Consider the following 13,459-nt stretch of genomic DNA (forward strand, 5'->3'; position numbering starts at 1 on the left):
CCGGCTCCGTATCATCCGAAAGACACTCGAATGGACAGAGAAAGAACAGGATATTCCCTTTAAAGCGAGTGAATTATCTGATGGTACTTTACGCTTTATCCTATTGACTACCGTGTTGCTGCAATCCAAAGACTACATGCCAAGCTCAATTATTATTGATGAACCTGAACTTGGGCTTCACCCCTATAACCTTGGCCGTAACTCCAATCGATGGCAACAGCACAAACAGCAGGCACTTGTTGATGCAGTATATACGCGCGCATTAAGGGCATTATTCACGACCGCCGAAAATTCATTAATCTCTATTGACAAAGGCTCGTATCGCAACCATCCCAAAGTACAGTCAAACAGTGCTTCCAGGCGTACCACAAATTCAATCGCATCGCGTGGAGGGATCTCCAGCCGTCCGCGCTCAATTAATTCTTCTGCATTATCACCTGTCGTGTCGCAGGCGACTTTGATAATCAATTGCCGAATGTAATTTACTGATATTGAACTAATTTCCCCCAAAATTTTTCTACATGACAAGCTACCTAATTTGCATTGAAGCACACTGGCGCCAGTCTCCGTACCAATGGCGCGAATAATAACAATAGGGTCAACTTCGTCCAGTTTAAAACGACCTTTCACCTCTGCTGCTGTGTGAGCCAGAGCACGTTGAATAGAGGTTTCAATTTCCTCAGTTATGCCATAGGGCACCAGTCCGAGCTGTTTGACACATTGCCGACATTGGCTGTCAGAGAGTAAATTGGCATGATGAGCAAGCAGGTATTCCTTGCAGCGCTTAAACTTACTTTGCCAGCTTGTGACTTCATCTGCGATTGTAGAGGCAGAACTTGCACTCACAGCAATTTCAGGAATATGGTGTAACACCAAATCGCGCAAAGCCGCATTTTCCGGCACTGTAATCAGCTGTTGCAATGTGGCAGCCAAGTCACGACGATGTAACAGACTGACACCCATTCGTTCAGCGGCAACAGGTGATAGCGGCGCTTGTGCCATCCGCATCAATGTCTGTTCCGGCCACATCGCTGAAAGCAGCAACCCCAGTTGCCCTGCTGTAGTATAAAGGATCCCCCACTGGTTTTGGTCAGTTTCGGCTCTCTCCAGTTTTTCAACAATACAATGGAAGGCTTTCCAGGCACTTTCAAAACCGGCAATGCAGGCTGCTGTTACCTCATCACGTACAGACTGATTCAGGCAAAGTGCTGCCAGCGTTGTGGCAAAGGGCAATGAATAGACGGTAATACGTTGAGTAGAAAAATCAATCGCTGCCCGGTAAGTAGCATAAGCGCGAAACAGCTCACGCCAAGGAGAATGACCAACCATTTCATATACATGTGAAACGTCATCGTTAGGAACATACGAGAAGTCATAAGCTGTATCGAACAGCACTCGCAACCAGAGCACCAGTTGATGTAGATCCTTAGCTTGCCAATCTGCGCCATCAGTACGCTGCATGCGCAAAAAAAGCGTCCAGGTGCCTAACTGACAAACCCGATTCAATGATACCCGCCATATAGGTTCCCATTCGACGATACGTAATGCTAACGCTTCGAATACATGTAAACGACCAATGTCCTCTTCCGGAGCGTTCGGTAATTCGGCAAATTCAACAATCAACTCTTTCTCATTGAAAAGGAAGCTGGCCTTGTGTACCACAAAGGGAAGTGAGATCTCTAAAATGTTCCGTGTTAACCTCAGCAAACAAGAACGTGCATCGCCAAAACCATCTGCGATATTTATCAGTTTGCGTAGAAGAGCAGGCAGTTCAGAACCTGATCCAGTTCGGAAACGAGCCAACATCCACTGATGTAAGAGATTATGTAATTGATGTGCATTTTCTATAGGGAGTTGACTAGGATCCATATTACCGGCAATGGGTATTAGAACTTGCCAGCGTAAGAAGTCGTCGCCCAAACATTCCACAATGTCTTCTTTTAACTCAAGAAAAAAATTGTCTGGCATGGATTGATGACGAGCACGTTCTATCCATCTTAAGAAAGAGCGTAATGCAGCCTTCTCCGTGGCAGAAAGAATCGACAGTTGAGCAAAGGCAATCCAACCACTTAGCAGATCCAAGTAACGTTGATATGCAATGAGATCACGCCGATCTACCACATCGGCTAATACAGCTTTAAGCACCTGATCATAAGCATCCACCAGGTCAATACGACAGAGCCCCTTCAATGTTGGTAAGTTTGCGTTATGCAGGACCTTCATCAGGCTGGCGGTAGCTTGCAGTAAATCGGCTGCTTCGCTGGCACCAGCCAATGCAGCAGCCACCTTAAAGCGTTTCAGAGGAGCCAAAAAAGCCAGGTAGGCAGCAAATGCTTTGGGTGCACATACCAGGCTAGCGAGCGCAATCGGTGCTAGTTGGTTGTAGTGTATTATTTCTAATAGAGAGACAGGAGAAAGCCCGTATTTTGCTGCACCGACCAAAGCATGTACGATATTTAGCCGATCGGCATCCTCGTAAATGGGCAGCATTTCTGTATCTGCGAGTACATGAAGTATACATTCCAGCAACCGGTGTGCATCGCTATACGGTGCGGTTATCGCAGCATCGATCCATGAGGCCAGTCGGATGGATGGCAATTTCTCAATCCATGCTTCGGTTTTGATTAATTGCATAAGCAGTCGAAGATCATTGAGTTGGATGATCCTGTCTGCAAGTGTTGGAATAGCCTTACATAAACGCGGTAACGCAGATTGCGGATTGCTTTTAGCCGTGAAAGCACAGAAATAATCTGCTGTTGCATCAGCTGTCAACCAATGAGAGGGTAGAAACTCAATGGCTTTCTCACCTATCTGTGCGAGGAGCCAACCGGTTAAACTGGGGCTTCGAACAACATTACCCTTTTGTAGCCAGGTGTCTGTTGGAAAAGTCGTGCGTTGTTTAAGAGTGGTATAGGCTTTTTCCGTTAACATAGGCAAACCGGTCAATGCATTTTGCAGAAGATCGGTAATACGTTGAGATGTAAGCACCTCGATCGGCAGGGATTCACTGTCGTCAAACACACGTTGCACTAAAGCCGGCAAATTAACCGATTCGGCTGTTTCCGTTTTGAGTACGATAAGCGGCTTTTGTGCACTAAAGTAGGCCAGTTCACCAATACCATCAATGACTACCCAGGGAACCGCAGGTAGATTTGTTAATTGGGTAAGAAAAACCGGCAACTTTTGTTGACGGAACATGATGCCGGCATGTTCACAGGCCACCCCATATTCAACGAAGACAGCGGTAAGCGCTGTTTGCACCGATGGGGGGAGACGCAGGTAACGAGACCAAGCATCATCCAATGTCGATGCAGAAAGGAAGCTACCTAAAGAGGGCACAGTAGGATGCAATAGTGCTGTCACCGGTACTGTGCGCATACAACGCGCCAACTCGGTTCGTACCTCGGCGGTTAACCGTTGAACACAACGTTCAAGCGTGTAACCCGGTGCAGGGCGCACCTGTACTAACCAAAGTTTATTTACGTGCACTTGGCATAATTGCGAGCTATACCACAAGGGAGCAGCTAATGTCGGCCAATGATAGGCGACCGAGTTTACCCTTGAACCAGGTGATTGCGCCGACGCAAAGCCAAAACCAAACGCCAGTTCACCCCGGATGCCATCAGGGGCGGCCAAGGTCAGCCCAGTAGCCGATACCAGGCCATGATCTGTTTCCAATACCCATTCAGTATCTAACGTAACTTCAGAAAAATATTGATGCAACTGCAGGATAATTTTGTACAAACTATGACATACATCAGCTGTCAGATAGGGTGCCTGTAAGGGTTCCACTAGGGATGGAATACCTTCAATCAACCGCTGAACAAAACAGGCGATTGGCTGAGGTTGATAATCAGGATTTATTAGCCGCTGTTGTGCAATAGCCTGAGGTTCAAATCCACTAAAGGTAACCTCAGCAACAGTCTCGGCAAAATCTGCTGTGCGATGGCAAATTACACTGGCATAGCCACCCGCATTGACGAAAGCGTCACCATCCTCCAGACCAGCACTACGAACAATCCAGGGAGGCGGACCACAGACTTCCACTACCTGTTTAACCCAACCGTGTTGCTCGGTAATATGCTTGCTGTAGATGGCGCGTAGCAGATCAGCATCAGCTTGTGGAGAAACCGCTGTGATAGCAAGCGCTTCATCAGCAGGAAGTATTACCAAAGGGGGAATAAGCACCGAAAAATCGACGTGCTGGGCTAGCTGGTACAATCGTTCAAATTTTACAGTCATACGCTTATTTTCTTACCTTCAAAGCCAGAATCCCAGGTGAGTTTTCGCATTGACAAATATGAGTCGCGACTTTCCGCCCACCGCTTCATTTTCTATAACATGCAGTGCTGTATTAATTGATGCGTATACGCCAATACTGCAACGTCACTAATTCAAGCCCTAATGACACAAATATTGCCTGCTCGATAGTCAATACATTAGGAAATAACAATGGCTAATTTTAAACAGTTTGTTAACTACCGGTATCAACATTACGTGCTTTCATATAACCTGTCAGCAATTTTACTGGCTGATTTTCCGCTTTTGCTCAACGTTGTGTATACGCCCTGTTAATCACCTTAGCTTAGCTTCTCTTCTAACTGAATTTTTCCTTGAATTGAATTTCACCAACTACGAAATTACGCTGTAGTTAAATCTCTTATATGAATGGTGGTCCATGAGACATAAAACCATCGAATCCATGAACCACATAGCACATTTAAAAATCAATTATTATTTTGTCGGAAAGCCTATTTTAAACTGATGGTTTCCTTTTCCATCTACCTTATTATGATAGTTCATCTTTCCATTACAACGCCCATATTCATGATCTCCATATAACTTCCCTGAGTTACTATTATTAGGGCCTACGGTAAAAAAACAGCGAAAACACAGACTAACCCTTGCTAACACAGTTATTTTTGCCTGATTAATGATTAAATCTTCACAATTAAAGCTATAGATAATGATTTTGATCATAAAACACACGACCTAATCATTAGCAATAGAATATCCCAACAAATAACCAGAAAAAAAGAACTAAATCGTCTGATTCATATCATTATTAATGATAAAACATTAGATTAGATAATAAATATCACTACTATCTCCCCTGTTCAAAACATTTAATCAATTGTTTAAATTTGAAAATTACATACAAACACACCAAATCAAACGATTAATTTATAATTATAACATTATGAAATAACAAGATATTTTTATAAAACAGAAAAAAAACACTATTTTTTTATTTAAGTTGTTGAAAAAGATCATATTTTAGTTAATACTCCTCTTCATCGCATGAGAATAGCCCTAAAGGAAGATGAAAGTTCCAAATTGAAAACAAGTTAGTAATATTAAGAAAAAATTGTTGCTATCGTAATCATAATCAAGATGGCAGTTTTTCTAATTGTATTAATATAGCAGTACAATGATTCGCTCAATCAGAACATTGATGTGAGTCTCTGTATTAAGATACATATGCCGAGCTTAACAGTGGTAGTTCGTCTTTCATTAACGCAGTTATTTCACTAGTGGACATCCGCTCAAAAGACAATAAAGATAAATTTATCCATGTATATATCTTGCCCACAAGCGCTTTTCACTGCATTATAGCAATCACCTGGTAAAAATTTCATGATTGGTATGAAAATTTATCGTATCTTAGTACTTGCGATATTTTAACAAAAATAAGAATCATTATTAATAACGTTAAGAGATTTGCAGTAATAAATGATACTTGGGAGAAAAAATTGCTCCTTGGGCTAAAATTAATATCAAAGATTATTATTAACAAACATGATGATATATCCAGAAAAGATCACAGAAATTACTGACGATTTATTTATCAGTAAAAAATTAAAAACATCTACAAAATAGAGGTAAAAACTCAATTGGGTTATATACCACTATGGAAATTAATTCAATTATATAATCAACCATTAAATTATAACTCTGGTTGGGTATATAGTTTTATTGTACAAAAAAATCACATACATCTTTATTAAGGTAAGGTATTTTTAAATGAGAAAGAGTTTTATTTGGGCTTCTTTGGCTATGGTATTAGGGATTTTTACCAGTTTCAATGCGTTATCCGCTGATGGAGTAATTAAATTCAGAGGAGTGATTATTGATAGTACTTGTACCGTTGATACAGGAAAAAATGATTTTAATTTCGGTCACATACTTACATCTATATTAAATGGGAGTACAGGAAAATCATCTGACCTTAAAGAGTTTACAATTAGTTTTAAAGACTGCCCTCATGCGGTCTTAAAAAATTTTAATATTAAATTTGATGCAGGAACAACAAAAACTGATTCATCTGATAATACTACTTATTTCGCAACAACACATAAAAATATCGCAATTGCTATATATCAATCAAATGGCACAAGTATAATAAATCCAGGCACTAGTGTTAATAATATAGCAATATCTGGAGTGAATACAGAATATAAAATTAAGGCTAAATTAGTATCAACAGGGACCCCAGTCGCTGCCGGTAAGTTTGAAAGTCTTGTAAATATTACTACTTCTTATCCATAAGTTAATACATAAATATTTACCTCACATCCTGTGAGTCATTTTTAGTTTAAGGAACAAAAATGTTTCGTATTATTATTTCATTTATTCTTGCCATATTTGTATTTCAGGCACAAGCAGGAATAACTTTAGGTGGAACTCGCCTTATCTATAATGGCTCACAAAAAGAAGCCACTATTTCTATCACAAACTCGGACACAGAAAGGCCTTATCTTGTTCAGTCGTGGATAGATAATATCGATAACAGCCAGAAAAAAGTACCGTTTGTTATCACCCCACCACTGTTTAAAGTGTCAAAAGAGAGCGAACATCAGATCCGTGTTTCATATATCGGCAATCATCTGCCAGCGGATCGGGAATCGATATTTTTGCTAAATGTCAACGCTATTCCAGCAGTGGAAAAAAATGATAACAGTAAAATGATCATCACGATAAAAAACATTATCAAACTGATTTATCGTCCAACCGGGCTATCTGATAATGACGCTAATAATGCAATCAATCGTTTAGAAATATCACGTAATACCAATGGCATTCAGTTAACCAACCCTACGGCCTATTACGTTAATCTTAATGCGATGAGAATTGACGAGAAATTAATCGATAAACCCGGATTTATTCCACCTTTTAGCAACAAGGTATTTCCCGCCCAAAATGGCATAAAAAAGGTGACTCTGACTGCTATCAATGACTACGGTGGAACAACAGAAGAGCGCCAATTTAGTTTCTGATCAAATAATCTGATGAGTGTATTGTGAAAAAAATAATCAGCGTTGCTTTAATTGCTTATTGTTTATCATTGCCAGCCTATGCAGAGCTATACTTTGATATCAATGCATTACAATTATCAGATGAAGACCGAGAAAATATTAACCTGGATAGCCTGGCAAAAACAGATTCTCACATTCCAGGCACCTATAAAGTGAATGTTATTGTCAATAAAAAAGATATCGGCATTAAAAATCTCTCCTTTATTGAGTGTGGAAATAAACTTTGCCCTGAGCTATCTGTCAGCTTACTAAAGGAAATTGGGGTAAAAACAGAAAGTTTCCCTGAATTAGCGTCACTTGCTGAACAAGCAATCATTTCTCAACCAGAGAAATATATTAAACAGGCATCAACAGAGCTGGATTTAAGCCAGCTTACTTTGCACCTGAATTTTCCTCAGGCGGCAATGAAATCACAAATCAGGGGCGATATCTCTCCTGAGCAGTGGAATGATGGTTTGCCTATGTTTTTCACCAATTATCATCTGACAGGAATGCAATCCTGGAATAAAAATCAACGTGAACAGAATCAATATCTGAATTTACGCAGCGGTGTTAATTTAGGTCCGTGGCGTGTTCGCCATAGTAGTTATTACAGCCGTAATAACACAACATCTGAATGGAAATCACTTAAAGCCTATGCTGAACGGGATATTCGTCCATTAAAATCCCGTCTGGTATTGGGTGAAACATCAACCGACAGTATGGTATTCGATAGTTTTACTTTTAATGGCGTTAAATTGATGTCTGATAGCCAAATGCTGCCAGATAGCCAGCAAGGATTTGCCCCTGTTGTTCGCGGTATTGCCATGACTCACGCCAGAATAGAAGTCCATCAGAAAGATAATCTTATTTATCAAACTTTTGTTCCACCGGGTGCCTTTGAAATTACCGATATTTATCCCAGCAACCTTAATGGCGATCTGGAAGTATCCATTTATGAAGAAAATGGCAAAGTCAGGAAATTTACTCAGCCCTTTTCTGCCTCACCCTTGATGATCCGTGCAGGCCAAATGAAATACCTGGTCAATCTCGGTAAATTCAGTGGCAGCAAACAAACCAGTAAAAAAAGGTTTATTCAGACAGAGGCTATTTACGGGTTATGGGACAGCACCACAATTTATGGTGGCGTCATTGCTTCTCCTGACTATTTAGGTAGTGCATTAGGCTTAGGGCATAATCTCGGCTCACTTGGTGCGGTGTCAATTGATGTAACAAATGCAAAAACGCATTTCCCTAACGGAAAAAAGAAAACCGGCCAGTCTTATCAGATACGTTACAGCAAAGGTTTTACCGCGACCAATACAACCGTGACATTAGCGGGTTATCGCTACAATACCAATGGTTATTACAGCTTTAGCGATGCCAATAATAACCACCAATTTACTGATAACCACCGAAATAGCGCGCCAAAAAACCGGATGCAAATAACAATGGGCCAGAGTTTAGGCCAATATGGTAGTTTTTCATTATCTGCCTGGCAACAAGATTACTGGCAAGATAAAACCAGCAAGAATCAGTCATATTCTATGTCTTATAACACCAGTATTCATGATATCTCTTTATCGTTGGGCTACAATTATCACCGTAATCGCTCACGAATCAATAACGACCAGGTTTTTTCACTCAATATCAGTGTTCCTTTGGATAAGTGGCTGCCATCAGGTAATCACAGTGCAACCGTAGATTATAACACCTCTTATAATACAAACGGTGACAGCCAGCATTCGATGTCATTATCCGGCTCGTTACTGGAACAACAAAATCTAAGTTATACCATTTTTCAGGATTACAGTTACGAAAAATCAGAGAAAGAAAAAGAATCAGGTAATGCCGCCAGCTTATATTACAGAGGATCATATGGTTCAATTAATGCCGGTTACACCACGGATCATGGCAAAAATCAACGCATTAATTATGGATTAGAGGGTGCAATTATTGCACATCCCTACGGCGTTACACTGGCTCAAAATATCAGCGAAAGCGGCGCTAGTGCCTTAATCCGCGCCCCTGGAGCAGCCAATGCAAAAATACTTAACAATACTTCTATCAGTACCGACTGGCGGGGATATACCGTTGTTCCTTATATATCGCAATATCGGGAAAACTCGTTATCTCTTGATACAAATACATTCGGTGATGACGTCGATATTGACAACCCGACGGCTAAAGTTATTCCAACGAAAGGCGCATTGGTACTGGCGGATTATTCTATTCGCGTTGGTCATAGAGTATTTTTAACTTTACAGCATAAAGGTAAAAAACTCCCTTTCGGAACGGTAATCACCGGTAAGAATGGCGTCAATGGTATGGTGAATGAAAGAAGTGAAGTCTTCCTTAGCGGTGTAAGTGATACAGCAGAATTAAAAGCTGATTTAGGCGATAAACAAAGCTGTTATATTAATTTTGACAGTAAATTATATCAGAAAAATAATGGTATCATTCTGGCTTCATTGAATTGTCAGTAACTAAAATAATATTTATCCCGGAATAATATGAAAAATAAATTAATTACACTGGCAATATTAATACTGACACTATTCAATATCACAAAATCAATTGCTACATGTACATTAAACAAAAAATTTAAAACTATTGATTTAAATGTTAATATAAATGAAATTATCAATGCAGATTTTAACACTCGAAGACCTATTACTATCGCTGAATATGGCCCAATGGAGCTGGCTAACAAAGTAGGAATTAAAGCTGATGCAACTATTGCTATCTGTGATAGTAATGAAAATATAGTTTATAAAACAAAATCAGGTGAAATAAAACCATTCAAAGATAGTGGCCGGATAAATACAAGTGTAGATAATTTATATTTTGTCGTATCCTATGATGGAAATGGTAGCTCTCATGATGATATCAATAAAAAAATAACTTTAAGAGATATCGGGAAAATAAAAATTGAGCTTATTCAAGAAAGAGATATCCGATCAGGCTCTATACTAGAAAAAGGGTTGATATCTTCTTTATCAACAGATGATGGTAAAAAATTAATAAATATCACATATAACAAGGACAATATCATTGGCAGTAAAAGCTGTATGACATCAACACCCTATAAAGAAATAAAACTCGGAAAGATTCATTCTTCTGCATTTAAAGGAAAAGGTTCTATAGCCGGTCGTAATGATTTTTATATTTTGATTCAATGTAAAGATAAAAATATCCCTGATATTAGTTTCTCAGGGGAAGTAGTGAGTTCAAGCCTAAATAACATTATTAAATTACATCAATACGGCGATGGAAACACAGCCAAAGGTATTGGTGTTCAATTATTACATAAAAATAGACCTGTTGATATGAACACACGTATTCCTATATCTGAGTGGGGAAGTAGTGAAAAAAATCTCTATTATTTACCACTTACTGCTCACTATTATCAAACTGATGATAAAATAACAGGTGGAAAAGCTAATGCCACAGTACATTTTACAATTGAATATAAATAGCTTTACAACTCCCTCTATTGATATTAGCATATTAACATTATGCTAACATATAAAAAGCGAAACTCTCCGCAGTCGTGTTAACAAATAATTAAAAGCAGATTTATACGAGAAATAAATCTGCCCTATTAATTTCACCAGTAAATTATATCAGAAAGATAATAGCATTATTCTGGCTTCATTGAATTATCGACAATTAAGAATAAATCTCAACTGGAATATATATGAAACGCTACTTAATGATAATCACAATATTTACATTAATATTACTCAGTATTACAAACACATACGCACGCTGCTTATTAAATGCAAAACAGATTAGCTTAGATATTGAGCTTAATAGTATTAACATTAATCCCAATATAAATGAGAAAAAAAGCATTCTTGTTGGCGAGTTTAGACCATTGCAACTCGCCCAACTCATGAATATTAATGAAAATACGCCGCTTCTTAATCCCCATGATTGTGATCCAACAGGAGAACCGCTTATTTTTACGGGAGATGTATATCCATCTAAAGCTGGAAATACACCTCATGGCACAGGTATGATAACCACAGGAATAGATAATCTCTATTTCTATATTACTGCCTCTGGAGAAGAAGAAAATATGAAATTACCCACAACAAGTGGCAGTAATTACATTTATAAATATAAAGATGGAATGACATTAAAAGATATAGGAAAAATCAGTATTTATCTTTACCAAGAAGGAACGTTGGCATCAGGGAAAATGCTCAGGCCAAGAAAGATTGCTATGTTACAGACACTTGCAGGTACAGAATTAATAAGAATAAAAACTAAGAACAACTACACGATAAAAACTCAAACTTGCTCGACAACAACCCCAAGGCCAATGGTCGATTTTGGTCGTGTGAATAGTTATTTATTTAAAGGTATAGGCTCTACTGCGGGTAATGCGGGTTTCAATATCGAAATTAAATGTACAGAAAGTGTTAAGCCCAAAATTACTTTTTCAGGAGAAAAAATAAATTATGCCCCAGATAGTATAATTCAATTAAATAACCACAATAGTAAAAATACAGCTAAAGGAGTTGGTATACAAATCTTATATATGGGAACAACACCTGTTTCTCTGGAAAATCCGCTAGTTTTCGGGTATGCAGCAACAAACGTCACCTACACATTACCTTTCACTGCCCGCTATTACCAAACCGATGAGAAAATAACAGATGGAAAAGCTAATGCCACAGCATATTTTACAATTCAATATGAATGATATTAAGTATAGACTGTAGGATATTTCATCTTCTGGATAATAAACATGGAACAGACAGTTATACACACCAATCAAGCATCACTGCCAAAACATAACAGTGAATTTATGACTCAAATCGAGTATGGAACGGTTGTTAAACACCCCCAAGTGAATTTTTGGCATGCCCGTTTTGATCTTTCACATTATCACGATGAACTCTTCGAACAATTAAATCTCCCCTTCCCTGCGACGTTGGCTAAGGCAGTCAACAAGCGACGAGCTGAATATCTGGCAGCACGTTATTGTGCCAGACAACTTTTAGCACAATTAGGGCAACCGGAGTTTAATTTGCTCTCTGGTCATGATCGCGCACCAATTTGGCCAAAGGATATTTGTGGTTCTGTTTCTCATTCATCTCATTGTGCAATTGTGCTGGCTGCACCGCAAACTGATAACAGATTAATTGGTGTCGATATCGAAGCTATCGTCAATCGTCAAAATATGGATGAGATCACAAAAATGATCGTGAATGACCGAGAAATTCAACTCCTGAAACATTGTCATTTACCCTTTGAACAAGCATTTACCCTCGCCTTCTCTGTAAAAGAGAGCTTATATAAAGCGCTTTATCCACAAGTAAAACGGTTCTTTGGCTTTGAAGCGGCTGAAATTACCGCCCTATCCCTTGAAAATAATGCAATAACATTAGCATTGCGGGAAACTCTCACCCCCCATTATCCGGCGGGTACAGTATTCCATGGGCAATTTATTATCTACCCACAGGAAATATTAACGCTAATTATTCAATAGCCAAAAATAACAATTGCTGATACCGTCCCTGATCAGCAATTTTACTGTTATTCATCATCATTATTTTGAATAAAATTTTTATTTAACGTCTTTATCCATATTTCCCGGCGAATTCTTACCTACAGCAATTAACTCCTCCAACAACGCTGAAAGCTGAACCATCTTCTCCGGCGAAAAGGCTTTTTCTATGGCCCGATATCCCTGTTCAACCTGCTCTTTCGCCTTTTCATAAAGTTTCTGACCATCCTGCGTTAAAGAAACATAAAGTTTGCGCTGGTCATTCATCGGTTTAAGACGAAAGATCAATCCATCACGTTCCATACGAGTCAATATCCCCGTCAGACTTGGACGAAGAATACAGGTCTGGCAAGATAAATCATAAAAATCAATTGACCGGTTATTCGACAGTACACGAATAATACGCCACTGCTGTTCAGTCAAATTATGACTCTTAAGGATTGGGCGGAAAAAACCCATCGCGGTTTCCCGCGCCTGAAGTAACGCAATTGTCAGAGATTCATGCATGGGTAATGAAGGCTCTCATCTTAGTTAATCACTGATTTACTCTCTGTCGAGAGTGTCTATGTCACTCTATAACCACCATAAAAAAGACTAGCACGTCACTCCATCAACCACAAAGAAAAAATCATAAAAATATTAA

Annotated in this window: 8 protein-coding genes and 1 pseudogene; 7 read left to right on the forward strand and 2 right to left on the reverse strand. The window is 39.1% G+C overall.

Going from position 1 to position 13,459, the window contains the following annotated elements; all coding sequences use genetic code 11:
- Positions 1-25: 25 nt before the first annotated feature.
- Positions 26-191 (forward strand): annotated as a pseudogene (locus ACGF63_RS08300) (AAA family ATPase); the annotation flags it as partial.
- On the opposite strand, the gene ACGF63_RS08305 reads toward ACGF63_RS08300, so the two are convergent.
- The gene (locus tag ACGF63_RS08305; protein ID WP_387630034.1) at positions 184-4,242 is read right to left on the reverse strand and encodes a DUF6137 domain-containing protein; all 4,059 of its coding nucleotides are present in this window, start codon (positions 4,240-4,242) and stop codon (positions 184-186) included. The pseudogene ACGF63_RS08300 and the gene ACGF63_RS08305 sit on opposite strands and share 8 nt — an antisense overlap.
- Positions 4,243-6,024: 1,782 nt before the next feature.
- On the opposite strand from ACGF63_RS08305, the gene ACGF63_RS08310 reads away from it, so the two are divergent.
- The 6 genes from ACGF63_RS08310 (at position 6,025) to ACGF63_RS08335 (ending at position 12,798) form a co-directional block, all read left to right on the forward strand.
- Positions 6,025-6,549 (forward strand): fimbrial protein, encoded by a 525-nt coding sequence (locus ACGF63_RS08310; protein ID WP_152963038.1) that lies wholly within the window; start codon positions 6,025-6,027, stop codon positions 6,547-6,549.
- 59 nt (positions 6,550-6,608) lie between these two features.
- A complete protein-coding gene (locus tag ACGF63_RS08315; RefSeq protein WP_036849942.1) occupies positions 6,609-7,277 on the forward strand; it encodes a molecular chaperone in 669 nt (222 codons plus the stop codon).
- Between the two features lie 23 nt (positions 7,278-7,300).
- Entirely contained in the window at positions 7,301-9,781 is a 2,481-nt protein-coding gene (locus tag ACGF63_RS08320; protein WP_387630038.1) for a fimbria/pilus outer membrane usher protein, read from the forward strand.
- Positions 9,782-9,808: 27 nt separating this feature from the next.
- On the forward strand, positions 9,809-10,774 hold the full coding sequence (locus tag ACGF63_RS08325; RefSeq protein WP_387630040.1) for a fimbrial protein: 966 nt from the start codon (positions 9,809-9,811) through the stop codon (positions 10,772-10,774).
- Between the two features lie 221 nt (positions 10,775-10,995).
- On the forward strand, positions 10,996-12,009 hold the full coding sequence (locus tag ACGF63_RS08330) for a fimbrial protein (RefSeq protein WP_387630043.1): 1,014 nt from the start codon (positions 10,996-10,998) through the stop codon (positions 12,007-12,009).
- Between the two features lie 45 nt (positions 12,010-12,054).
- Complete coding sequence (locus tag ACGF63_RS08335; RefSeq protein ID WP_081738284.1) at positions 12,055-12,798, forward strand: 4'-phosphopantetheinyl transferase; 744 nt, start codon at positions 12,055-12,057, stop codon at positions 12,796-12,798.
- Between the two features lie 78 nt (positions 12,799-12,876).
- Here the strand turns inward: ACGF63_RS08335 and hpaR are convergent, their stop codons facing one another.
- Positions 12,877-13,323, reverse strand: coding sequence for a homoprotocatechuate degradation operon regulator HpaR (gene hpaR / locus ACGF63_RS08340; protein ID WP_036849932.1), 447 nt, complete (start codon positions 13,321-13,323; stop codon positions 12,877-12,879).
- Positions 13,324-13,459 lie beyond the last annotated feature (136 nt).

The sequence above is a fragment of the Photorhabdus sp. RM322S genome, from assembly GCF_042879395.1.
Taxonomy (GTDB): Bacteria; Pseudomonadota; Gammaproteobacteria; order Enterobacterales; family Enterobacteriaceae; genus Photorhabdus; species Photorhabdus khanii.